This is a genomic window from Micromonospora sp. NPDC047707 (assembly GCF_040704235.1).
Classification (GTDB): domain Bacteria; phylum Actinomycetota; class Actinomycetes; order Mycobacteriales; family Micromonosporaceae; genus Micromonospora.
The window spans coordinates 1-23,665 of the sequence record NZ_JBEYSU010000028.1 but is presented as its reverse complement, the minus strand read 5'-3'; the positions used below and the strand labels follow the sequence as shown (position 1 = coordinate 23,665).

Genomic DNA, 23,665 nt, shown 5'->3' with positions numbered 1-23,665 from the left:
TGCGAGCCCCGCAGTCGCGAACGAAGGTGGCACCGTGACCACCTATCCGTTCTCCGCGGTCCTCGGCATGGACGACATGCGGCTCGCCCTGCTGCTCAACGCGGTCAGCCCGGCCATCGGCGGGGTGCTCGTCCGGGGTGAGAAGGGCACCGCCAAGTCCACCGCCGTGCGCGCCCTGGCCGCGCTGCTGCCTCCGGTTGACCGGGTGGTGGGCTGCCGCTTCGCCTGCGACCCGGCCGCGCCCGACCCCGGCTGCCCGGACGGGCCGCACCCCGCCGAGCCGGTCGTCGAGCACCGCCCGGCCGCGCTGGTCGAGTTGCCGGTCGGGGCCGCCGAGGACCGGGTCGTCGGGTCGCTCGACCTGGAGAAGGCGCTCGCCGAGGGGGTACGCGCGTACGAGCCGGGCCTGCTCGCCGCCGCCCACCGGGGTGTGCTCTACGTCGACGAGGTCAACCTGCTCCACGACCATCTGGTCGACCTGCTGCTGGACGCGGCAGCGATGGGCCGTTGCCACGTCGAGCGGGAGGGCGTCTCGGTCAGCCACGCCGCCCGTTTCCTCCTCGTCGGGACGATGAACCCGGAGGAGGGGGAGCTGCGACCCCAGCTGCTGGACCGGTTCGGGCTCACCGTGGAGGTGGCCGCCAGCCGTGACCCGGCCGTCCGGGTGGAGGTGGTCCGCCGCCGGCTCGCCGCGGACGCCGACCCCGCCGCCTTCGCCGCCCGCTGGGCCGACGCGGACGCCGCGGTCGCCCGCCGGGTGGCCGACGCCCGTGCCCGGCTCGACCGGGTGCTGCTGAGCGACGCGGCGCTGCGCCAGATCGCCGAGGTGTGTGCCGCCTTCGACGTGGACGGCATGCGCGCCGACATCGTCACCGCCCGCACCGCCGTCGCCCACGCCGCCTGGCAGGGCCGGGAGCGGGTGGGTGCGGAGGACGTCCGGGTCGCCGCCCGGCTCGCCCTGCCGCACCGGCGGCGCCGCGACCCGTTCGACACGCCGGGTCTGGACGAGAAGCGCCTCGACGAGGCGCTGCAACGGGCCCGGGACGAGCACCCCGACGACCCGGACGACGCTGCCGGCCCGGCTGGCCCGGACGGCGGGCCCGGTCCGGACGGCGGCCCGCGTGGCGGTGCCGGCCCGGACGGCCCGCCTGTCGACGGCTCCCGCCCGGAGGCCGCCGCCGACTCCAGCCGACGATCGGCTGATCGCACGTCGGGTGACGCAGCAGGCGGTGACGACGGCCCCGTCGGCGACCCGCCGCCGACGGAGCACGGCGGTTGGTGGGAACCGCCGCGCTCCCGTACCGACCTGGCCGACGGGCCGGACGTCGCCGGGCCGTCGGACTCCGGCGGGCCGGCCGACGACCGACGTGCCGCCGGTGACTCGGTGGGCACGGGTGGACGCCGGTCCGGGGAGGCTGGGGAACGCCGGTCGGGGCGGCCCGACAGTCGGCGCCCGGACGTGGGGGCCGGTGCGGTGGCCGTACCCCGCAGTGGGTTGCGGGCCCGGCTGTTCACCGCGCCCGGCATCGGGGAGGGCGTGCCCGGGCGGCGGTCGCGGGCCCGGACCGGGCGGGGCCGGACGACCGGCGCGCGCGTGCCGGCCGGGCGGCCCGGCGCCCTGCACCTGCCGGCGACGGTGCGGGCCGCCGCCCCGCACCAGGCCACGCGGGGGCGGCAGCACGGTCCGCTGCGGTTGCGCCCGGCCGACGTCCGGGAGGCGGTCCGCGAGGGGCGCGAGGGCAACCTGGTGCTGTTCGTCGTGGACGCCAGCGGGTCGATGGGCGCGCGGCAGCGGATGAGCGCGGTCAAGGGCGCGGTGCTCGCCCTGCTCACCGACGCGTACCAGCGCCGCGACAAGGTCGCGGTGGTCGCCTTCCGGGGCGCCGGCGCGCGGACCCTGCTGCCGGCCACCTCGTCGGTCCTCGCGGCGTCGGCGCGGCTGGCCGAGCTGCCCACCGGCGGGCGCACCCCCCTCGCCGAGGGCCTGCTCGCCGCCGCCGACCTGCTGCGCCGGGAATGCCTGCGCGACCCGAAGCGGCGCCCCCTGGTGCTGGTCGTCACCGACGGCCGCGCCACCGCCGGCCCGGACCCGCTGGCCAGGGCGGACCTGGCCGCGGCGGTGCTGCGCTCGACCGGCGCCCCCTGCGTCGTGGTCGACTGCGAATCCGGCCCGGTGCGCCTGAACCTGGCCCGCCGTCTCGCCACGCAGCTGAACGCCGACCACCACCCCCTGGACCGGGTGACCACCGCACCCCTCCTCAGGCTCACCGCCGATCCGGATCCTGGCAGCAGACGGCCCCTCCGGGGGCCGGAATCGTCCAAGATCTCCGCCGTCACCGACAGGAGCGCCGTCTGATGCCACAGGGGAAGCCGTCGCACGTGCCCGCGGACGGGTTGACGACCCGGCAGCGGCGGAACCGGCCGCTCGTGATCGTCCATACCGGGCAGATGAAGGGCAAGTCCACCGCCGCGTTCGGGTTGGCGCTGCGGGCGTGGACGGCCGGGCTGCCGATCGGGGTGTTCCAGTTCGTCAAGAGCGCCAAGTGGCGGGTGGGGGAGGAGAACGCGTTCCGCGCGCTCGGCGAGGTGCACGAGCGCACCGGCCAGGGCGCCCCCGTCACCTGGCACAAGATGGGCGAGGGCTGGTCGTGGATCCAGCGCGGCGGCGAGGCCGACCACGCCGCCGACGCCCGCGAGGGGTGGCGGCAGATCCAGCGCGACCTGGCCGCCGAGCGGTACGGCCTGTACGTCCTCGACGAGTTCACCTACCCCATGAAGTGGGGCTGGGTGGACGTGGCCGAGGTGGTCGACACCCTCGCCGACCGCCCCGGCTTCCAGCACGTCGTCATCACCGGCCGCGACGCCGACCCGCGCCTGGTGGCCGCCGCCGACCTGGTGGCCGAGCTGACCAAGGTCAAGCACCCGATGGACGCCGGCCAGAAGGGCCAGAAGGGCATCGAGTGGTGAACCCGCAACCGTGGGCGCTGCCCCGGGTCGTCGTCGCCGCGCCGGCCAGCGGGCACGGCAAGACCACGGTCGCCACCGGGCTGCTCGCGGCGCTGCGCCGCCGGGGCCGCACCGTCAGCCCGCACAAGGTGGGCCCCGACTACATCGACCCCGGCTACCATGCACTCGCCGCCGGCCGGCCCGGCCGCAACCTCGACCCCTGGCTGGTCGGCGAGGAGCGGATCGCCCCGCTGCTGCGGCACGGCGCGAGCACCCCCACCCCCGCCGACGTCGCCGTGGTCGAGGGCGTGATGGGCCTGCACGACGGCGCGGTCGGCCGCCGGGGGTACGCCTCCACCGCCCACGTCGCCCGCCTCCTCGACGCGCCCGTGCTGCTGGTGCTGGACACCACCGCCCAGGGGCGCAGCGCCGCCGCGCTGGTGCTCGGCATGCGCGCGTTCGACCCGGCGGTGCGGATCGGCGGGGTGATCCTTAACCGGGTCGGTTCGCCCCGCCACGAGACCCTGCTGCGCGACGCTCTGGCCGAGGTCGGCGTACCGGTGCTGGGGGCGGTGACCCGCGCCGCCGAGGTCACCGCCCCGTCGCGCCACCTGGGGCTGGTGCCGGTCGCCGAGCGGGCCCCCGAGTCGCTCGCCGTGGTCGACGCGCTGGCCGCGCTGGTCGAGTCCACCGTGGACCTCGACGCCGTCCTCGACCTGGCCGGCAGCGCCCCGCCGCTGACCGTGCCGGCGTGGGACCCGGCCGCCGCCGTCGGCGGCCCCGCCGGAGCGGAGCGTCCGGTGGTCGCGGTCGCCGGCGGTCCGGCCTTCACCTTCGCGTACGCGGAGACGACCGAACTGCTCGCCGCCGCCGGCGCGGCCGTCGTCCCGTTCGACCCGCTGCGCGACCCGGCGCTGCCGGCCGGCACCCGCGCGGTGGTGATCGGCGGCGGCTTCCCCGAGGTGCACGTCGACGCCCTCGCCGCGAACACCGGGCTGCGCGCCGACCTCGCCGCGTTCGACGGGCCCGTGGTGGCCGAGTGCGCCGGGCTGCTCTACCTGGGTCGGGAGCTGGACGGGGTGCCCATGTGCGGCCGGCTCGACCTGACCGCCCGGATGACCGGGCGGCTCACCCTCGGCTACCGGGACGCCGTCGCCGCCACCGACTCGCCCGTGCACGCCGCCGGCGACCCGGTACGCGGGCACGAGTTCCACCGCACCGCCACCGACCCCGGCCACGGCGACCGGCCGGCGTGGCGCTGGACCGGCGGCGCCCACGGCTTCGTCGCCGGCCGGGTGCACGCCTCCTACCTGCACACCCACTGGGCGGGCCACGCCGGCGCGGCCCGGCGGCTGGTGGAGGCGGCCTGGTGACCGCCACGCTGACCGGGGTCGGGGTGGGACCCGGCGACCCGGACCTGCTCACCCTGCGCGCTGTACGCGTCCTGCGCGCGGCCGAGCTGGTGTTCGTACCCGTGCTGGACCGGCTCGACGCCGACGGCGCCGCCCGCCCCGGACGGGCCGAGACCACCGTCGCCCCGCACGTCCCGCCGGACCGGCTGCGCCGGCTGCCGTTCGCCCTCGACGACCGGGGCGGTGTGACCGCCCGGCGGGAGCGGGCGTGGGACGCCGCCGCCCGGGCGGTGGTGGCCGCCGTCGACGGCGGCGCCCGGGCCCTCGCCTTCGCCACCATCGGCGACCCCAACGTGTACTCGACGTTCAGCTACCTGGCGCAGACCGTGCGGGAGCTGCGGCCGGAGGTCAGCGTGGCGACCGTCCCCGGCATCACCGCCATGCAGGAGCTCGCCGCCCGCAGCGGCGTCCCGCTGTGCGAGGGGCGGGAGCCGCTCACGCTGCTGCCGGCCACCGCCGGCCTGGCGTTCTTCGCTGACGCCGTCGCCGGCCCGGGCACCGTCGTCGCCTACAAGGGCTGGCGCCGCCACCCCGAGCTGCTCGCCGAGCTGCGCCGGCAGGGCCGGCTCGCCGACGCCGTGCTCGGCCGCGGGCTCGGACTGCCCGGCGAACACGTCGGGCCGGCCGCCGAGGCCGACGGCGACGTGCCGTACCTGTCGACGCTGCTGGTCCCGGCCCGCCGGGACCGGCGGGGAGGGAAGCTGTGACCACCACCGGCACCGTCTGGTTCGTCGGCGCCGGGCCCGGCGCGGCGGACCTGCTGACCCTGCGCGCCGCCCGGGTGATCGCCACCGCCGACGTGGTGGTGTGGGCGGCCAGCCTGGTGCACGCCGACGTGCTCGCCCACGCCCGGCCGGACGCCGAGATCGTCGACTCCTCGCAGCTGCCGATCGAGGGGGTGCTGCCGCTCTACGAGCGGGCCGCGGCCGAGGGACTGACCGTAGCCCGGATCCACTCCGGCGACCCGGCGCTGTGGGGCGCGATGCAGGAACAGCTCGACCTGTGCCGGGCGCTCGGCCTGGCGGTCGAGGTCGTCCCCGGTGTCTCCTCGTTCACCGCCGTCGCCGCGCTGGTCGGCCGGGAGCTGACCATCCCCGAGGTGGCCCAGTCGGTGATCCTCACCCGCCTCGAGGGCGGCAAGACGCCGATGCCGGCGGGCGAGCGGGTCCGCGAGTTCGCCCGGCACGGCACCACGATGGCGCTGTTCCTCTCCGCCGCCCGCTCCGGGCAGGTGCAGGCCGAACTGCTCGCCGGCGGGTACGCCGCCGACACCCCGGCGGTCGTCGCGTACCAGGCCACCTGGCCGGACGAGCTGGTGGTGCGGTGCACCGTCGGCACGCTGGAGGCCACGGTGAAGGAGCACCGGCTGTGGAAGCACACCCTCTTCCTGGTCGGGCCGGCGCTGGACGCTGCCGGTACCCGCTCCCACCTGTACCACCCCGGGCACTTCCACACGTACCGCCGGGCCGAGCCGGCGGCCCGGGCCGCGCTGCGCCGGGCCCGCACCGACCGCGCCGCGCCGCCGGCCGCCGAGGCCTGATGACGTACGACCTGCCGCCGCTGCGCGAGCCGGACCTGCCGCGTACCGCGAAGGTCCGGCCCACCGCGCTGCGTACCGGCTGGACCACCGGCGCCTGCGCGACGGCGGCCACGAAGGCCGCGCTGACCGCGCTGGTCACCGGCGTCCCGCAGGATGAGGTGGAGATCGGCCTGCCGGCCGGCCGCCGGGTGCGTTTCCCGGTGGCCCGCTGCGACCTCTCGCCGGCCACCGGCACGCCGGGCGGGGCGGCGCGGGCCGAGGCGGTGGTGGTCAAGGACGCCGGCGACGACCCGGACGTCACCCACGGCGCGGAACTGACCGCCACGGTCGCCTGGCGGGAGGCCCCCGGGCTCGCCCTGGAGGGCGGGCCGGGGGTGGGCACGGTGACGAAACCCGGGCTCGGGCTGCCGGTCGGCGGGCCGGCGATCAACGACACCCCGCGCCGGATGATCGGCGAGGCCGTCGGCGAGGTCGTCGACCTGGCGACCGTCGGCGTCCGCGTGGTCATCAGCGTCCCGCGCGGCGAGATCATGGCGCGCAGGACCACCAACCGCCGGCTCGGGATCCTGGGCGGCATCTCCATCCTCGGTACGACCGGGATCGTCCGTCCCTTCTCCACCGCCTCCTGGCGGGCGAGTGTCGTGCAGGCGGTGCACGTGATGGCGGCCCAGGGCGAGCGGACCGTGGTGCTCTGCACCGGCGGGCGGACCGAGCGGGCCGCCCGGGCGCTGCTGCCCGACCTGCCCGAGGTGTGTTTCGTGGAGGTCGGCGACTTCACCGGCGCGGCGGTCACCGCGGCGGTCGCCGACGGCCTGACCGGGGTGGTCTTCGTCGGGATGGCCGGGAAGCTGGCCAAGCTCGCCGCCGGTGTGCTGATGACCCACTACACGCGCTCCAAGGTGGACCTGTCGCTGCTCGGCGCGGTCACCGCCGACGCCGGTGGGGACGCCGACCTGGTCGCCGCCGTCACCGCCGCCAACACCGGGCGGCACGCGTACGAGCTGTGGGAGAGCGCCGGCCTGCTCGGCGCCGCCGGTGACCTGCTCTGCCGCCGCGTCCGGGCGGTGCTGCGGCGGTTCGCGGAGGACGTGCTCGACGTCGACGTGGCCCTGGTGGACTTCACCGGCTCCCGGGTCGTCGCCTCGTCCGGGCGGTGGGCCGGGTGACCGCCGCCGGAGCACGCCCGGGCGACGCCGGAACGACGTCCGTGACCGTGGCCGACGCGGGCGCCGTCGCCGCGCCACGCCGCCTCGCTGTCGCCGGGCCACGCGGCCTCGCCGCCGGCGAGCCGGACGCCGACCCGCCCCACGTGACGGTGGTCGGCGTGGACGCCGCCGGCAACCCGCCGCCGCCCGCCGCGGCCGGCGTGCTCGCCCGGGCGGGACTCGTGGTCGGTGCGGCCCGGCACCTCGCCGCCGTCCCGGTTCCGGCCGGCGCGGAGACCGTGGTCCTCGGGCCGCTGGCGCCGGCCCTGGACCGGCTCGCCGCCGTCGCCGCCGCCACGCCGGCCGTGGTGCTGGCCAGCGGCGACCCCGGGCTGTTCGGGATCGTGCGGCGGCTGCGGGCGGCCGGCCTGCCGGTGCGGGTGCTGCCGGCGGTGTCCAGTGTGGCCGCCGCGTTCGCACGGGCCGGCCTGCCGTGGGACGGCGCGGTCGTGGTCACCGCGCACGGGCGCGACCCCCGGCCGGCCCTCAACGCCGCCCGGGCGCTGCCGCTGGTCGCGGTGCTGACCGCGCCCGGCGCCGGCGCCGCCGAACTCGGTGCCGGCCTGGTCGGCTGGCCCCGCCGCCTGGTGGTCGCCGAGCACCTGGGCACCGGCGCCGAGCGGGTCACCTGGACCACCCCGGCGGAGGCCGCCACGCGCTCCTGGACCGACCCGCACGTCCTGCTGAGCGTCGGCGAGCCGCCGGACGGGATGCGCGTCGACAACCAGCCGGCCGCCGCGCCCGCCGGCGGGTGGGCGCTGCCCGAGAGCGCGTACGCCCACCGCGACTCCATGATCACCAAGGCGGAGGTACGCGCCCTCGTGGTGGCCCGGCTGCGGCCCCGGCTCGGCCGGCTGGTGTGGGACGTGGGCGCCGGCAGCGGCTCGGTGGGCATCGAGTGCGCCCTGCTCGGCGCGGCCGTCGTCGCCGTCGAGCGGGATCCGGCGGCGGCCGACCTGGTCCGTGCCAACGCCGCCCGGCACGCCGTCGACGTGCGGGTGGTGTGCGGTGGCGCACCCGACGCCCTGGCCGGGCTGCCCGAGCCGGACGCGGTGTTCGTCGGCGGAGGCGGCACCGACGTGCTCGCCGCCGTCGCGGCCCGCCGCCCGGCGCGGGTGGTCGTCGCGCTCGCCGCGCTGGACCGGGTCGCCCCGGCCCGGAACCTGCTGCGCGACGCCGGCTACGCCGTCGAGGGCGTCCAACTCTCCGCCGCCCGCCTCGCCGACCTGCCCGGCGGGTCGGTCCGCCTCGCCGCCACCAATCCGGTGGTCGTCCTCACCGGGGAGCGCCCGTGACCCACCCTGACCCCGGCGCGGTCCCGCGCCGGATCGGACTCGTCGCCGTCACCGCCGCCGGGCGGCGGCACGCCCGGATCCTCGCCGACGCGTGGCCCCACTCCCGACTGGTCGACGCGGGCAGCGCCGCCGACGCGCTGCGGGAGGCCTGGAGCCGGTGCGACGGGATCGTGGCGTTCCTGGCCACCGGCGCGGCGGTGCGGATCCTCGCCCCGCTGCTCGGCGACAAGCGCACCGACCCGGCGGTCGTCGTGGTCGACGAGGCGGCCCGGCACGCCGTCGCGCTGCTCGGCGGGCACGCCGGCGGTGCCAACGCCCTCGCCGCCGAGGTCGGCGCGCTGCTCGACGCCACGCCGGTGGTCACCACCGCCACCGACGCGGTCGGCCTGCCCGGGCTCGACACCCTGGGCTGGCCGGTCGACGGGGCGGTCGCGGCCGTGAGCCGGGCCATCCTCGACGGCGAGCCGGTCACGCTGGTCGCCGACGACAGCTGGCCGCTGCCCGCCCTGCCGGAGAACGTCCGCCCGGCTGACGGGAGCGGTGCACCCGGGGCCGGGTACCGGTTGCTGGTCACCGACCGGATCGTGCCGCTGGACGGGCGGACCGCCGTGCTCCGGCCGCCGTCGCTGGTGGCCGGCGTCGGGGCGAGCCGGGGCGTACCCGCCGAGGAGGTCCGCGGCCTGCTCGACCGGGTGCTCGCCGAGGCCGGCCTCAGCCCGGCGAGCCTGCGCCGCCTGGCCAGCGCCGACGTCAAGGCCGACGAGGCGGGCATCCGCGCGACCGCGGACGCGTTGCGTGTACCCCTGGTGACCTGGTCGGCGGCGGAGCTGGCGGCGGTCGACGTGCCCAACCCCAGCGAGGTGGTCCGCGCCGCCGTCGGCACCCCGAGCGTCGCGGAGGCCGCGGCGCTGCTCGGCGGTGACGCGGAGCTGCTGGTACCGAAGACCGCGACCGCGATGGCGACCGTCGCGGTCGCCCGGCACGCGCCGCGCGGCCGGCTCGCGGTCGTCGGTCTCGGCCCCGGCGCGCCCGACCTGCGCACCCCCCGTGCGGTGGCCGAACTGCGGCGGGCCGCCGTCGTGGTGGGCCTGGACCAGTACGTCGACCAGGTCCGCGACGTGCTGCGCCCCGGCACCCGGGTGCTCGCCAGCGGTCTCGGCGCGGAGGAGGAACGGGCCCGCGCCGCCGTCGCCGAGGCCACCGCCGGCCACGCGGTCGCCCTGATCGGGTCCGGCGACGCCGGCGTGTACGCGATGGCGAGCCCCGCCCTGGAGTACGCCGACGACCGGATCGACGTGGTGGGGGTGCCCGGGGTGACCGCCGCCCTCGCCGCCGGGGCCCTGCTCGGGGCGCCGCTCGGCCACGACCACGCCTACCTGAGCCTGTCCGACCTGCACACCCCGTGGGAGGTCATCACCCGCCGGGTCACCGCCGCCGCCGAGGGCGACTTCGTCGCCCTGCTCTACAACCCGCGCAGCCGCGCCCGCGACTGGCAGCTGCCCGAGGCGCTGCGGATCCTGGCCGCGCACCGACCGCCGGACACCCCGGTCGGCGTGGTCCGCAACGCCAGCCGCGACGGCGAACGGGTGCACCTGGCCACCCTGGCCACCCTCGACCCGGCGGTGGTCGACATGTACAGCGTCGTGGTCGTGGGCAGCAGCCGGACCCGGGTGGTCGCCGGCCGGATGGTCACCCCGCGCGGCTACCGGTGGCGCGGATGAACCGCCGCGCGCCGGTGACGGTCGACGCCTGCCAGGGCTGCGGCGCCTGCCTGCTGACCTGCCCCACCCACGCCATCCGGCCGGTGGCCGGCGGTCTCGTCGTCCGCGCCGACCGCTGCACCGGCTGCCTGGAATGCCTGGAGATCTGCCCGGTGGACGCCATCCGCGCCACCGGCCCCGACCACGGTGGAGGAGAGCCGATGAGGACGACCACGGTCAGCGCCGCGACGGCCCACCCGGCCGCGCCCGGCGCGGGGGAGGGCCGGTGAGCCGGGTCGTGCACCCGATCGAGGTGGAGTCCTACCGGATCCTGCGGGAACGCGCCGCCCTCGGTCACCTGCCGCCGCTGACCCGGGCCGTCGTCGAGCGGGTGGTGCACGCCAGCGCCGACCTGGAGTACGTCACCGACCTGGTGTGCGACGAGGCGGCCCTGGCCGGCGGGCTGGCCGCGCTGCGCGCCGGCGCCCCGGTCGTGACGGACGTGGCGATGGTCGCCGCCGGTATCACCGGCCGGGAGACCACCTGCCCGGTGGCCGAGGCCGCCACGGCCGACCTGGCCCGCCGGGCCGGGATCACCCGCTCCGCCGCGGCGATGCGGGTCGCCCTGCACCGGGTCGGTCCCGGCGCGGTGTGGGTGGTCGGGTGCGCGCCGACGGCCCTGGTGGAGCTGCTCACCCTCGACGCGCGGCCGGCGCTGGTGGTCGGCCTGCCCGTCGGGTTCGTCGGCGCCGCCGAGTCCAAGGCCGCGTTGCGGGCCAGCGGCCTGCCCGGGGTCTCCAACCGGGGCGAGAAGGGCGGGTCGGCGGTCGCCGCCGCCGCCCTCAACGCCCTGCTCTACGCGGAGGAGGCAGCATGAGCGGCCGGAACGGCCAGGTCCTAGGGCCTGGTGCCAGAGGCGGCGACGCGCTGGTGATCGTCGGCCACGGTACCCGCAGTGCGGCCGGGGTGGCCCAGTTCGCCGCGCTGGTCGAGCGGGTCCGCCGCGCGGGGGTGGGCGACGTCGAAGGCGGCTTCATCGAGCTGTCCCGCCCGCCGCTCACCGACGCGGTCGGTGCGCTGGCCGCCCGGGGCCACCGGTCGCTGGTCGCGTTGCCGCTGGTGCTCACCGCGGCCGGGCACGGCAAGGGCGACATCCCCGCCGCGCTGGCCCGCGAGCAGCAGCGCCACCCCGGTCTCCGGTACGCGTACGGGCGGCCGCTCGGCCCGCACCCCCTGCTGCACACCGCGCTGGAGGAGCGGATCGACGCCGCCCTGGCCGGCGACGACCGGGCCGGCACCTGGGTGGCGCTGATCGGGCGCGGCTCCACCGACCCGGACGCCAACGCGGAGGTCGCCAAGGTGGCGCGCCTGCTCTGGGAGGGGCGCGGGTACGCCGGCGTCGAACCGGGCTTCATCTCCCTCGCCGAGCCGTCCGTGCCGGACGCGCTGGACCGGCTGCGCCGGCTCGGTGCCCGGCGGATCGTCGTCGCCCCGTACTTCCTCTTCGCCGGGGTGCTGCCCGACCGGATCGTCGCGCAGTCCCGGGCGTACGCCGCCGCCCACCCGGAGTTGGACGTCCGGGTGGCCGACCTGATCGGCGACTGCGACGCCCTCGCCGACCTGATCCTCGAACGCCATGCCGAGGCGGTACGCGGCGACATCCGGATGAACTGCGACACCTGCGCGTACCGGGTGCTGATGCCCGGCTTCGCCGACAAGGTGGGCCGGCCGCAGACCCCCCACGACCACCCCGACGACCCGGTCGGCGGGCACGGCCACCATCACCACGCCCACCCCGTCGACGGCCACCATCATCACGAGCCGCCGTTGCGTGCCGGGCACGTCGCCGTCGTCGGCGGCGGGCCGGGGCCCGACGACCTCATCACCGTCCGCGGTCGGGCGCTGCTCGACGCCGCCGACGTGGTGGTGGTCGACCGGCTCGCCCCGCAGGGGCTGCTCGCCGCGCTGCGCCCCGGCGTGATCGTCGTCGACGCGGCGAAGGTGCCCCGGGGACCGTCGGTCGGCCAGGACGCCATCAACGCCGCCCTGGTCACGCACGCCCGCGCCGGCCGGCGGGTGGTCCGGCTCAAGGGCGGCGACCCGTACGTCTTCGGGCGCGGCCACGAGGAGGTCCAGGCCTGCACGGCCGCCGGGGTGCCGGTGACCGTCGTTCCCGGCGTGAGCAGCGCGACCGCCGCGGCGGCGCTGGCCGGCGTGCCGGTCACCCACCGGGGTGTGGCGCACGAGTTCACCGTCGTCTCCGGACACCTGCCGCCCGGACACCCGGACTCGCTGGTCGACTGGGCGGCCCTCGCCCGGGCCCGTGGCACCCTGGTGCTGCTGATGGCCGTCGACACGGTCGACGCGATCGCCGCGGTGCTGCTGGCGCACGGCCGCGCCCCGGACACGCCGGTCCTCGCCGTGCAGGACGCCGGGCTCCCCGGGCAGCGGTCGCTGGCCGCGCGCCTGGACGAGATCGGGGCGGTCGCCGCCGGCAGCGGCGTCGGGCCGCCGGCCGTCTTCGTGGTCGGCCCGGTCGTGGCCCTGACCGACACGTCCGGACCACCCGCCGCCCCGAGGGAGGGTCAGCGGAGCGCCCGGGCCAGCGCGTAGCCCAGGGTGGCGGCCGTGACGGTCGCCGCCACGCTGAGCAGGGCGTTGACCAGGGCACGCCCTCGCCGACCGGTCCGGGCGAGGCGCACCGTCTCGTAGCTGAACGTCGAGTACGTGGTCAGCGCGCCGCACAGGCCGGTGCCGAGCAGCGCGCCGACCGCCGGCGGGACCGGGACGCCGACGAGGAACCCGAGCAGCAGGGAGCCGGCCACGTTCACGGTCAGCGTGCCCCAGGGGAACGCCGTACCGAAGCGGGCCTGCACCGCGCGGTCGGTGAGGTAGCGCAGTGGCGCCCCGACCGCCGCGCCGAGTGTGATCAGCAGTGCGGTCACCGGCCGGCCCCCGGCGTTCCGGCGTCGCGGCGCACCGGCGCGGCCGGCCGGCGCCCGGCGAGCCGGTCGGCGACGGCGTGACCCGCCGCGACGGCGAGCAGCGCGCCGACCAGGGTGGCCGCCAGGTACGCCAGGGCGGTCGCCGGCGCCCCGGCGACGACGAGGTGGTGCGCGTCGACCGCGTACGTGGAGAACGTGGTGTAGCCGCCGAGCACCCCGACGCCGAGGAACGGCCGGGCCAGGGCCGGCACGCCACGCCGGGTGAGCACCGCCATCAGGACGCCGATCAGCAGGCAGCCGCTCAGGTTGACCGCGAACGTGGCCCAGGGGAAGCCGGTCGGGCCGTGCGGCAGGGCGGCCGACACGCCGGCCCGGGCGAGGGCGCCGAGTGCACCGCCCGCGGCGACGGCCCCGAGCACCGCCGCCGGGTGGGCGGCCAGTTCGGCCCGGTCGGCGGGTACGCGCAGGTCGACGTCGGGGTCGACACGCCGCTGCTCCGGACCGGACACCCGCCCTCCCACCTGCTCCGGCGTCGGACCGGGTCACCCTACCTCGTGATCCACTCCGTGCCGCCGCCATCGCGGCCCCCGGACGTCGTGGATCACCCGATGCCGCCGGCACGGAGTGGATCACGCCGGCCGGGGCTCGGGGCTCGGGGCGAGCCGGGCGGACCGGCGAGCCGGGTGGGCCCGTGGGCCGGGGTCAGCGGACTCCGGCGACGGCCGCGTCGGCACCGCCTCGCCACACCGTGCCGACCTCGCCGAACCCGGCCCCGGTGAGCGCCGCGAGGTGCCAGGAGACCGGCGGGTTCCACTCCGGACTGTGCCCGGTCGGGTAGATCCGCCGCCGCTCCGCCACCAGCGGCGCCAGCGCGGGGTCGGCCGCCGCCAGGTCCCACCACTGTGACCAGGACGGTACGGCGCCGGCGGCGTACCGGGCGTCCCGGTGCGCCCGGGCCCGGTCGAGCAGGCGCTTGGTCAGGTCGGGCAGCGTGTCGTCCGGCATGTGGTCGGCGTTGGCCAGCAGGCCGCCGGGCCGGAGCAGGTCGCGTACCTCGGCGTAGAGGGCGGTGACGCGCTCCGCGGGCAGCCAGTGCAGTGCGGTGGCGGTGAGGACCGCGTCGTACTCGTGGTGGGGGAGCGCGTCCCGCCAGGCCGGCGTGCCGAGGTCGGCGGTGACGATCGAGACCCGGTCGCCGAGGGTGGCCCGGGCCAGGGCGAGCAGTGCCGGGTCCAGGTCGACCAGCGTCACCCGCGCGTCGGGGAAGCGTCGCAGCGTCCGCTCCGAGATGCTGCCGGTGCCGCCGGCGAGATCGAGCAGGCGCAGCGGGCGACCGCCGTCGTGGACGGCGTCGACGGCGTCCAGCATGGCCGTGAAGCGGTGCTCCCGGTCCGGTAGGTACGCCTCCTGCTGGCGGTCCCAGCTCTCCTGCCAGGCCGCCGCGTTCGCAATGTAAGGAGCCATGCGGAGAAGGCTAGTTACACTCGACGCTCGGTGTCCAGGCCTTCTTGCCAATAATTTGCAACTACGAAAGAATGGGCATTGCGATGATCGGCGCGGGGCCGGGAAGGCCGTCCTTCCCGGCCCCGCGCGCCGCACCCGTGCCGCGCCGACCGCCGCCGGATCGACGCGCTTTTCTACTACTGGGGTTCCTCCCAGCGCCGCGAGTCCGACGAGCGGATCGAGGCCAAGCTGGACGCCCTGCTGCGCGAGCGGAACCTCGACCCGCGGAACCTTTGACGCCGGACCGGCGTCACCGGCGTGACGCGGACGCGGGCCGGCGGTGGTGGCCGGCGCGGAGCGGGCGTACGGTACCAAGATCGGCGCGGTGCTGACCCCGCCCGAAGCGGCAGGCGTGAGGAGGGCCGTGGTGGAGGACCGTACCCCCCGCTCGGAGGAGCTGGAGCCGATCGAGCGGGCCGGCGTCGACGAGCTGCGGGCGGTGCAGTTGGAGCGGCTGCGCCGGTCGTTGCGGCACGCGTACGACCACGTGCCGCACTACCGCCGGGTCTTTACGGCCACCGGCGTGCACCCGGACGACTGCCGGGACCTCGCCGACCTGGCCCGGTTCCCGTTCACCACCAAGGCGGAGCTGCGCGACAACTACCCGTACGGGATGTTCGCCGTGCCGCGGGACCGGGTCGCCCGGCTGCACGCCTCGTCCGGCACCACCGGCCGGCCCACCGTCGTCGGGTACACGGCGGAGGACGTGCGGACCTGGGCGCGGCTGATGGCCCGCTCGATCCGGGCCGCCGGGGGCCGCCCCGGGGACCGGGTGCACGTCGCGTACGGGTACGGGCTCTTCACCGGCGGGCTCGGCGCGCACTACGGCGCCGAGGAGCTCGGCTGCACCGTCATCCCGGTCTCCGGCGGGATGACCGAGCGGCAGGTGCTGCTGATCCGCGACCTCCAACCCGAGGTCATCATGGTCACCCCCAGCTACATGCTCGCCATCGTCGACGAGATGGAACGGCAGGGCGTCGACCCGCGCTCCACCTCGCTGCGGATCGGGATCTTCGGCGCCGAACCGTGGACCGAGGACATGCGCCGCGAGATGGAGCGGCGCCTCGACATGCACGCCGTCGACATCTACGGGCTGTCCGAGGTCATGGGCCCGGGCGTGGCCGTCGAGTGCGTCGAGACGAAGGACGGCCTGCACCTGTGGGAGGACCACTTCTACCCGGAGATCATCGACCCGGTCAGCGGTGTGGTGCTGCCCGACGGGGAACGCGGCGAGCTGGTCCTCACCTCGCTCACCCGGGAGGCGATGCCGGTCGTCCGCTACCGCACCCGGGACCTCACCCGGCTGCTGCCCGGCACCGCCCGGCCGATGCGCCGGATCGAGAAGATCACCGGCCGGACCGACGACATGATGATCGTCCGGGGCGTGAACGTCTTCCCGACCCAGATCGAGGAGCTGATCCTGCGTACGCCCCCGCTGTCCCCGCACTTCCAGTGCGTCCTCGACCGGCAGGGGCGGATGGACACCCTCACCGTCCGGGTCGAGCGGCGGGCGGACGCCGACCGGGCGTCCGCCGAGCGGGCCGGCGCGGCGCTGGTCGCCCTGGTCAAGAACACCATCGGGGTGAGCGTGGCGGTCGAGGTGCTCGACCCGGACGGCGTGGAGCGGTCCATGGGCAAGATGCGCCGGATCGTCGACCAGCGGCGGGGCGGGTGACGTGGGGGAGCGCAACGCCGCGTACGACATGTTCGACGCCGACGTCGCCTCGCGCGCGCTCGGCATCGAGCTGGTCGAGGCCGCCGACGGCGCGGCGGTGGCCCGGATGCGGGTCACCGCCGCGATGGTCAACGGGCACGCCATCGCCCACGGCGGGTACGTTTTCCTGCTGGCCGACACCGCGTTCGCGCTGGCCTGCAACAGCCACGGCCCGGTGACCGTGGCCGCCGGCGGTGACGTCACGTTCGTCCGGCCGGCCCGCGTGGGGGACCTGCTCGTCGCCCGGGCCACCGAACGCACCCGGTACGGCCGCAGCGGCATCTACGACGTCACCGTCACCCGCGACGACGGCGAGGTGGTCGCCGAGTTCCGGGGTCGCAGCCGTACGCTGAACGGCTCCTGAGCCGGACGCGGCGCCCGGCGGCGTCCGGCAGGATGTGCACATGGGACACGTCGCGCTCTTCCACTCCGTGTACGGGCTGCGGCCCGCCGTGCTCGCCGCCGCCGACCGGCTGCGCGCCGCCGGGCACCGGGTGATCGCCCCCGACCTGTACGGCGTCCCGGCGGCGCAGACCGTCGACGAGGGAATCGCGCTGCTGGACAAGATCGGCTGGGAGGTCGTCGTGGAGCGGGCCCGGGCGGCCGTCCGCGACCTGCCCGCCCACCCGGTGTTCCTCGGGTTCTCGATGGGTGCCGGCGTGGCCGGCGCGATGCTGCGCGCGCGTCCCGCCGCCGCGGGGCTGGTGCTGCTGCACGCCGCCAGCGGCGCGCCGGACGGGGTGCGGCCCGGCCTGCCGGTGCACGTGCACCTCGCCGACCCCGACCCGTGGGAGCCGCCGGACGAGTTCGACGCCTGGCAGCGGGAGATGACCACGGCCGGCGCCGACCTGACGGTGCACCGGTACCCGGGCGTCGGCCACCTGTACACCGACCCGGACGTGCCCGACTACGACCAGGCCGCCGCCGAACGCACCTGGGAGCGGGTCCTGGCCTTCCTCGACCCCCACTGACGGCCGGGCCCGCGCGGGCCCCGCGTCCGCCGCCCCGGTGGCGCTGAGCGCCGTGATCGCCTACCCGGCAGCGGTACGACCGCCGGTCGCGGTGCCGCTGCGGCGTATCCGGTCACGCGGCGGCGGTGTGGCGGGGCGGGGATCCGGGGGTGGCCGTGGCGGAGCCGGAGCCGTCGCGTGCGGCGGCGGGGATGAGGTCGGCCAGGGACGTGGCGGTGGCCGCGAGGCGGGGAGAGCCGGCGCCGGCGGTGTCCGGACGAATGCCCGCCTGGGATGGCCGGCCGGGCGTGCGACCGGCCGCGCCGGGGGCGGGCTGGAGGCCCGGTCCGGACGGCACGTCGCCAGTGCGGTGGGCGACGACCGGATTCGGGTGGCCGTGGGGCGTGGGGCGCGGATGGCCACCGGCGGATGCCGGACCGGTGCGGGGGTCGGCGGACACCGGACGTGGCGGGGTGTCGGCGGGCACCGGGCGCGGGCCAGGCTCGGCGGACCGGGCCGTCGGCGCGGCGGGCGCGACCGTGGCGAGGGCGGACGGTCCGCGCCGCTGGTCGGCGCGGGCGAGCAGGCCGGATCGGGCCGCCCGGGTCAGCCGGGCGGTGGCGACCGTGGCGACCACCGGGTCGCCCACGGCGTACCCGGCCGGGCGCCGGGTCAGCAGGCCCCGGTCGACCAGCTCACGCAGCGCCGCCATCGCCCGGCCGGGCACCCAGCCGAGCAGCTGGTCCACGGCGGCGGCGTCGACGGGGGTACCGGCCGCCGCGACCGCCATGAGCACCGCCCGCCGGGGGCCGTCGAGCCGGTCCAGCCGGGTGTCGACGGTCCGGCGTACCGGGTCGGGCACCGGCATCCGTGCCGGGTCGGCCCCGTCGGGTGGCAGCGCCGCCACGTAGGCCGCGGCCCGCCCCGGATTCCCGTCGACCCACGGCAGCAGGGCCGCGACCAGCGGCGCGGGGCGGCCCGCCCGGTGCAGCAGGTGGCGCAGCAGCCGCCCGGACTCCATCGTGGACAGCCGGCCCAGCGGAACCCGGCACCCCGGGTCGCCGGGCCGGGCATCGGCCCGGTCCGGACCGTGCAGCGCCACCACGGCGAGCGGCACGGCCCGGGTACGGGCGGCGGTGAGCAGCCGGTGCAGGAAGTGACCCAGCTCCGGGGCGCCCCGGTCGAGGTCGTCGACCGCCACCACCACCGGCTGCCGCTCGGCGAGCGCGAGCAGGCACTCCTGCCAGACGGCCGCACCCCGCAGCGCGTCGGCCCCGGCGTCCGGCGCGGCCAGCAGACCTTCCAGGGCGTACACGGCCTCGGTCCGGCGCGGTGCCGGCACCAGGTCGGTCACGGCGGCGGCGAGCTGCCGGCGTACCACCGGGGGCGTGTCCTGCGCGCGGAGGCCGGCGAAGCCGCGGACCTGGTCCGCGACGGGCGCCAGGGCCTCCGCCGGGTACGGCGGGCAGTGCGCGACGCACCAGCGGACCGGGTTCCCGTCGACCGCCTCGACCGTCCGGACCAGTTCGTGCAGCAGCCGGCTGCGCCCGCTGCCGGCCGGGCCGACCAGCGACACCCACCGCGGCCGGCGCTCCCGGACCGTCCGCACGAGCTGGTCCCGGACGGTGGCCAGTTCCCGTCGCCGCCCGATCAGCGGGCCGGCGTGCCGGCCGGGCGCGGGCCGGGTCACGTCGGTGGCGTGCCACACGTCCAGCGGCAGCGCCTTGCCCGCGACCGCCACCGGCGGCACCGGACGCTGGTCGATCAGCCCGTCGGTGGCCCGGTGGGTCGCGGCGCAGAGCGCGACGCCGCCCGGCGGGGCGTACTCCTGGAGGCGCGCGGCCAGCGTGATGACCGCGCCGCTCGCCGTGCCGTGCCCCCCGTCCCGGGTCGCGGCCAGGTCCACCACCGCCTCGCCGGTGGCCACCCCGACCCGGACCCGCAGCGCGGGCCCCCCGACCAGCGACCGCCGGTCCAGCGACCGCTGGATCTCCAGCCCGGCGCGCACCGCCCGGTACGCGTCGAACCCGTCGGACTCGCGCGCGCCGAACAGGGCCATCACCGCGTCCCCGATGTACTTTTCCACCACGCCGTGCCAGCGGCCCAGCACCCCCGCCACGGTGTCGAAGTAGGCGTGCTGCAACGCCCGGACGTCCTCCGGGTCCAGCCGGTCGACCAGCGCCGTGGACCCGACGATGTCGGCGAAGAGGACGGTCACCGTCCGTCTCTCCACCGGCACCGGCCAGCGGTCCGGCGGATCGGCGGAGCACCGCGTGGGACGCGCCGGGACCGCGCTGAGGGTTCGCCCCGCGACGCGCCCCGGACCAGCGGCGATGGTGAACATGGGCATCGCACCTGCCCTTCCCCCCGGTTGGTGGCTGACGACGATCGGAGACTGTCACCCCTGGGCCGACCGGGGATCGGCAGAACGACGTATGTCCGCCGGCCGCAACCTTTGGTCGCAATGTCGACCCGATGAGTACGAGAGGACCGAAAGGCCTGTAGAACGGTCCGGGGACCTGTGACTAGGCTGCGTGCCATGGCCAGCGATGTGGACGGTGCACCGCTCGTCGGCCGGGCCGACCTGGTCAAGGCGGTACGGTCCGCGCTGCTCGGGGCCGTCGCCCAGGGGCACACCGCGGCGGTCTTCCTCTCCGGTGAGAGCGGGGTGGGCAAGAGCCGGCTGCTGCGCGAGGTGGGCGCCGGGCTGCGGGACGCGGGCGCCCTCGTGCTCACCGGCGCCTGCCTGGACATCGGCGATGCCTCACCGCTGCATCCGCTGCTCCAGGCCCTGCGCCGCTTCGACGCCGAGTTGACCGCCTCGCACGCCCGCACGGCGTCCGCGGTGCGCGGGCTGCTCGGGATGTTCGCCGAGGAGACCGCCGGGTCGGACAGCGCCGGGGCGCTGCTGGAGCGGGTCTCGCGGGGCCTGCACCTGATCGCCGAGGGGCGGCCGCTCGTGCTCGTCCTCGACGACCTGCAGTGGGTCGACCGGAGCACCCGGCAGCTCCTGCTCTACCTGCTGGCCGGCCTGGGCGACCTGCAGGTGTCGGTGCTGGCGGCCGTCCGGGCGGAGTCGCTGCAGGGCGCCCACCCGCTGCGCCGGGTGCTCACCGAGCTGCGTCGCCTGCGGACGGTGCAGGTGATCGACCTGGCCCCGCTGGACCGGGCCGCCACCGACCAGCTCGCCGCGGCGGTCGTCGGCCGGCCCCTGACGCCCGACGCCGCCGACCTGGTCTGGCAGCGCAGCGGCGGCAACCCGTTCGTGGTGGAGGAACTGGCCCGCGACCTGCGCGACGGCCGGGACGGCCTCTCCGACAACGTGCGCGAGATCTTCCTGTCCCGGGTGGACGCGCTGCCGCAGCACGCGCACTCGGTCGTGCACGCGGTGGCGGCCGGTGTCGAGCCGGTGGAGCACTGGCTGCTCGCCAAGGTGGTGCGCCTGCCGGAGGACGAGCTGATCGAGGCGGTCCGGGCGGCGGTCGCGCACCGGCTGCTGGTCGGCGCCGACGACGGCTACCGGCTGCGGCACCGGCTGGTCGCCGAGGTTCTGGAACACGAGCTGCTGCCCGCGGAGCGGGCCGCCCTGCACCGGCGGTACGCCGAGGCGCTGACCGCCGCGCCGGACGAGCTGCACCAGGCCCGGCTGGCGCACCACTGGCGGTTGGCCGGCGAGCCCGCCCGGGCCCTGCCGGCCGCGGTGGCGGCCGCCGAGGAGGCCGAGCGGCTGCACGGCTACGCCGAGGCGCACCGGCACTGGTCGGCCGCCCTGCAGCTGGCCGACGCGCCCGCCGCCGGGGCGGCCGTGGACCGGGTCACCCTGCTGGAGCGGGCCGCGGAGGCGGCGCACCACTGCGGCGAGCACGCCCGGGCCCTGGCCCTGCTGGAGGAGCTGGCCGCCTCCGACGCCGACCGGCCGGCGTGCGCGCTGCACATCCGCCGGGCCCGCTACCTGGCGGCGGCCGGCCGGTCGGCGCTGGCCGAGGCGGAGTACCAGCGGGCCCTGGACAACCCGGACTGCACGCCGGGTGAGCGGGCCACCGCGGCCGCGCACCTGGCCGAGCTGCTGCTGCACCTCGGGCGGTACGCCGACGCCGGCCGTCGCGCCCGGGAGGCGCTGGAGCTGTCCGCGGCGGTGGAGGGCTCCACGTCGGAGGTCGTCCTCGCCAGCGCGGCGCTCGGCTTCTCCGAGGCGTACCTGGAGGACCCGGACTCCGGCCTGGCCGCCGTCCGGCGGGCGCTGGAGACCGCCGAGCGGGCCGGCCGCCCGGAGGACGTGGCGTGCGCGTACCTGCACCTGGCCGAGCTGCTCACCGGTCCGCTGAACATCCTCGAGGAGGGCGTCGTGGTGGCCCGGCGGGGCGCCGAGCGGGTCGCCGAGCTGGGGCTGGGCCGCACGTACGAGACGCGCCTGCTCGCCATCGCCACCAACGGCCTGTTCCGGGTCGGCCAGTGGGCCGAGGCGGAGAAGGTGGTGGCGGCGGCGCTGCGCCACCGGCCGTCCGGCGCGGACGCCGTCGAGTTGCTGCTGGCCCGCTGCCGGCTCTCCGTCGGGTACGGCGACATCGAGGCCGCCGACCGGGACCTGGACGCGGTGGCCACGGTGCTCGCCGGCGGCGGCGCCCGGCACGTGATCCCGCTGCTCACCCTGCGCGCCGGGCTGGCGATGTGGCAGGGCCGGCACGACCTGGCCCGGCAGGCGGTGCAGCGCGGCCTGACCGAGAGCCGCTCCGACGACGTGACCATCCTCGCCGCGCTGGTCTGGCACGGCCTGCGCGCCGAGGCGGAGGCGCACGCCAGTCGCACCGTCGACGTCGACCCGACGGCGGTACGGCGCCTGCGCGAGGCCGCCGAGCGGGTGGCCCGCAAGAGCGCCTCGGCCCCACCGGCGGTCCGCAACGTCGTGGACGCCTTCCTGGCCCTGTGCGCCGCCGAGGTGAGCCGGCTCGACGGGAGTGACCCGGAGCTGTGGGCGCGCTCGGTCGCCGAGTGGGACCGGCGCAACCATCCGTACCCGGCGGCGTACTCGCGGCTGCGTCAGGCCGAGGCGCTGCTCGCCCGGCGCAGCCGCAGCGCCACCGCCGGAAAGCTGCTGCGGGCGGCGTACCAGGTGGCGCAGGGGTTGGGCGCGGTCCCGTTGACCTCGGAGATCCGGACCCTGGCCGGGCGGGCGCGAGTGTCGCTGGAGGAACGGGACACCGCGTCCGGCGCGTCGGCCGCCGCGTCGTGCGACGGGGACGAACTGGCGGTGCTCACCGCCCGGGAGCGGGAGGTGCTCTCGGCGGTGGCCGAGGGGCTGACCAACAAGGAGATCGGCCAGCGGCTGTTCATCAGCGAGCGGACCATCGGGGTGCACGTGTCGCACATCTTCGACAAGCTGCACGTCCGCACCCGGGTCCAGGCAAGCGCGATCTTCCTGCGCAACCGCCCCGCCTAGGACGCCGGCCCTCCGCGCGCACGTACGTATACGTCGTTCTACTGATCCGACCGACCGCCGTCGGCTGCAAGGCTGTGCACCGTCACCAGGACAGGTGACCTTGGGGGGAGCAGGTGGAGGAGAGATGACCGAACCGGTTTGGGGGCCCGTTCACCGGGACATCGTCGACCTGCTCGCCGATCGTCCCGCGGATGTTCCGGCCGTCGTGGACCACCTCACGAAGTTGCAGGACCTGCTGGTCCGGCTCCCTCCGCTGGAGGAGAGCTGCCCCCTCGCGGACTTCAACAAGCTCTACCTGGTCATCACCGAAAGCGTGCTGAACGGTCTCTACGACGACTGGTTCGCCGACCCGGTCTTCCTGTCCCGGCTGGACGTCGAGTTCGCCGCGCGCTACTTCGACGCGCTGCGCTTCTGGACCGACTCCAGCCCGAACTGCCCGAAGGCGTGGTCGTGCCTGTTCGAGCGCATGCGCGGCCCGGACGCCCGGCCGCTGCCGTCGGCCGCCGCGGGGGTCAACGCGCACATCAACTACGACCTGCCGTTCGCCCTGGTGACGACGTTCGACAGCCTGGAGTCGGAGCCGATGGACGGCACCGACCAGCACCGCGACTACCTGAAGATCAACGAGATCTTCGCGGACAAGATCCCCGGCCTGCGTCGCGGTTACCTGGACCAGTGGCAGTTGATGATCGACATGCTCAACGGCGACATCGACGACTGGTACCAGGGCGAACTGGTCGAGTACACGCGCGACGTCGCCTGGCGTAACGCGCAGAAGATCTGGCGGTGCCGGCACGATCCGACCGCCCACGAGTGCGAGCGGGCGCGGCTGGACGACAACGCCGCCCTGCTCGGCCGGTTGCTGCTGTCGCCCCTCGGGGCGTTCCTGCAGTAGCCGGGACGGGGGGTCCCCGCGCTCCGCGTCGCCGAACCACACCCGGGGCCGTACGCCCTGGGCCTTGAGCTCGTCCGGCCGGGTGTCGGTGGCCTGCTGGAACAGCGCGATCCGGGTCTCCGC

The 23,665-nt window shown here is 77.0% G+C and carries 20 protein-coding genes; 16 read left to right on the top strand and 4 right to left on the bottom strand.

Annotated features, from left to right (window positions below):
- Window positions 1–34: 34 nt before the first annotated feature.
- The 11 genes from AB0873_RS24235 to cobA are packed head-to-tail and all read left to right on the top strand — an operon-like array spanning window position 35 to window position 12,711.
- Complete coding sequence (locus AB0873_RS24235) at window positions 35–2,356, top strand: VWA domain-containing protein (protein WP_366602342.1); 2,322 nt, start codon at window positions 35–37, stop codon at window positions 2,354–2,356.
- A complete protein-coding gene (gene cobO, locus AB0873_RS24230; RefSeq protein WP_366602340.1) occupies window positions 2,356–2,967 on the top strand; it encodes a cob(I)yrinic acid a,c-diamide adenosyltransferase in 612 nt (203 codons plus the stop codon). Before AB0873_RS24235 ends, cobO begins: the two co-directional genes overlap by 1 nt.
- On the top strand, window positions 2,964–4,319 hold the full coding sequence (locus AB0873_RS24225) for a cobyrinate a,c-diamide synthase (protein ID WP_366602338.1): 1,356 nt from the start codon (window positions 2,964–2,966) through the stop codon (window positions 4,317–4,319). Before cobO ends, AB0873_RS24225 begins: the two co-directional genes overlap by 4 nt.
- On the top strand, window positions 4,316–5,065 hold the full coding sequence (gene cobI, locus AB0873_RS24220) for a precorrin-2 C(20)-methyltransferase (protein ID WP_366602336.1): 750 nt from the start codon (window positions 4,316–4,318) through the stop codon (window positions 5,063–5,065). The genes AB0873_RS24225 and cobI overlap by 4 nt, the downstream gene beginning before the upstream one ends.
- Window positions 5,062–5,898: a precorrin-4 C(11)-methyltransferase gene (cobM, locus tag AB0873_RS24215; protein WP_366602334.1), complete on the top strand. Its 837-nt coding sequence runs from the start codon at window positions 5,062–5,064 to the stop codon at window positions 5,896–5,898. The genes cobI and cobM overlap by 4 nt, the downstream gene beginning before the upstream one ends.
- A complete protein-coding gene (locus AB0873_RS24210; protein WP_366602333.1) occupies window positions 5,898–7,064 on the top strand; it encodes a cobalt-precorrin-5B (C(1))-methyltransferase in 1,167 nt (388 codons plus the stop codon). Before cobM ends, AB0873_RS24210 begins: the two co-directional genes overlap by 1 nt.
- Window positions 7,061–8,398 (top strand): precorrin-6y C5,15-methyltransferase (decarboxylating) subunit CbiE, encoded by a 1,338-nt coding sequence (gene cbiE, locus AB0873_RS24205; protein WP_366602331.1) that lies wholly within the window; start codon window positions 7,061–7,063, stop codon window positions 8,396–8,398. The genes AB0873_RS24210 and cbiE overlap by 4 nt, the downstream gene beginning before the upstream one ends.
- Window positions 8,395–10,119: a precorrin-3B C(17)-methyltransferase gene (cobJ, locus tag AB0873_RS24200; RefSeq protein WP_366602329.1), complete on the top strand. Its 1,725-nt coding sequence runs from the start codon at window positions 8,395–8,397 to the stop codon at window positions 10,117–10,119. Before cbiE ends, cobJ begins: the two co-directional genes overlap by 4 nt.
- A complete protein-coding gene (locus AB0873_RS24195) occupies window positions 10,116–10,388 on the top strand; it encodes a 4Fe-4S binding protein (RefSeq protein WP_366602328.1) in 273 nt (90 codons plus the stop codon). Before cobJ ends, AB0873_RS24195 begins: the two co-directional genes overlap by 4 nt.
- The gene (locus AB0873_RS24190; protein ID WP_366602326.1) at window positions 10,385–10,975 is read left to right on the top strand and encodes a precorrin-8X methylmutase; all 591 of its coding nucleotides are present in this window, start codon (window positions 10,385–10,387) and stop codon (window positions 10,973–10,975) included. Before AB0873_RS24195 ends, AB0873_RS24190 begins: the two co-directional genes overlap by 4 nt.
- Window positions 10,972–12,711: a uroporphyrinogen-III C-methyltransferase gene (gene cobA, locus AB0873_RS24185; RefSeq protein WP_366602324.1), complete on the top strand. Its 1,740-nt coding sequence runs from the start codon at window positions 10,972–10,974 to the stop codon at window positions 12,709–12,711. Before AB0873_RS24190 ends, cobA begins: the two co-directional genes overlap by 4 nt.
- Here the strand turns inward: cobA and crcB are convergent.
- From crcB to AB0873_RS24170, 3 genes are all read right to left on the bottom strand, one after another.
- Complete coding sequence (gene crcB, locus AB0873_RS24180; RefSeq protein ID WP_366602323.1) at window positions 12,684–13,043, bottom strand: fluoride efflux transporter CrcB; 360 nt, start codon at window positions 13,041–13,043, stop codon at window positions 12,684–12,686. The two genes, cobA and crcB, sit on opposite strands and share 28 nt — an antisense overlap.
- The gene (locus AB0873_RS24175) at window positions 13,040–13,564 is read right to left on the bottom strand and encodes a CrcB family protein (RefSeq protein WP_366602322.1); all 525 of its coding nucleotides are present in this window, start codon (window positions 13,562–13,564) and stop codon (window positions 13,040–13,042) included. Before AB0873_RS24175 ends, crcB begins: the two co-directional genes overlap by 4 nt.
- A gap of 181 nt (window positions 13,565–13,745) precedes the next feature.
- Window positions 13,746–14,507: a class I SAM-dependent methyltransferase gene (locus AB0873_RS24170; protein WP_366602320.1), complete on the bottom strand. Its 762-nt coding sequence runs from the start codon at window positions 14,505–14,507 to the stop codon at window positions 13,746–13,748.
- 406 nt (window positions 14,508–14,913) lie between these two features.
- On the opposite strand from AB0873_RS24170, the gene paaK reads away from it, so the two are divergent.
- From paaK to AB0873_RS24155, 3 genes are read left to right on the top strand one after another with little or no spacing between them, the layout of a single operon-like run.
- Window positions 14,914–16,221 (top strand): phenylacetate--CoA ligase PaaK, encoded by a 1,308-nt coding sequence (gene paaK / locus AB0873_RS24165; RefSeq protein ID WP_366602318.1) that lies wholly within the window; start codon window positions 14,914–14,916, stop codon window positions 16,219–16,221.
- A 28-nt stretch (window positions 16,222–16,249) separates the two neighbouring features.
- Window positions 16,250–16,624 (top strand): hydroxyphenylacetyl-CoA thioesterase PaaI, encoded by a 375-nt coding sequence (paaI, locus tag AB0873_RS24160; RefSeq protein WP_155334198.1) that lies wholly within the window; start codon window positions 16,250–16,252, stop codon window positions 16,622–16,624.
- Between the two features lie 40 nt (window positions 16,625–16,664).
- The gene (locus AB0873_RS24155) at window positions 16,665–17,231 is read left to right on the top strand and encodes a dienelactone hydrolase family protein (RefSeq protein ID WP_366602317.1); all 567 of its coding nucleotides are present in this window, start codon (window positions 16,665–16,667) and stop codon (window positions 17,229–17,231) included.
- A 112-nt stretch (window positions 17,232–17,343) separates the two neighbouring features.
- On the opposite strand, the gene AB0873_RS24150 is transcribed toward AB0873_RS24155, so the two are convergent.
- Window positions 17,344–19,443: an adenylate/guanylate cyclase domain-containing protein gene (locus tag AB0873_RS24150; protein WP_366602315.1), complete on the bottom strand. Its 2,100-nt coding sequence runs from the start codon at window positions 19,441–19,443 to the stop codon at window positions 17,344–17,346.
- A gap of 306 nt (window positions 19,444–19,749) precedes the next feature.
- On the opposite strand from AB0873_RS24150, the gene AB0873_RS24145 reads away from it, so the two are divergent.
- Both AB0873_RS24145 and AB0873_RS24140 read left to right on the top strand, forming a co-directional pair.
- Window positions 19,750–22,647 (top strand): AAA family ATPase, encoded by a 2,898-nt coding sequence (locus AB0873_RS24145; RefSeq protein ID WP_366602314.1) that lies wholly within the window; start codon window positions 19,750–19,752, stop codon window positions 22,645–22,647.
- Window positions 22,648–22,771: 124 nt separating this feature from the next.
- Window positions 22,772–23,542 carry a DUF5995 family protein gene (locus AB0873_RS24140; protein ID WP_155331879.1) on the top strand — a complete coding sequence of 257 codons (771 nt, stop codon included), beginning with the start codon at window positions 22,772–22,774 and terminating at the stop codon, window positions 23,540–23,542.
- Window positions 23,543–23,665: the final 123 nt, after the last annotated feature.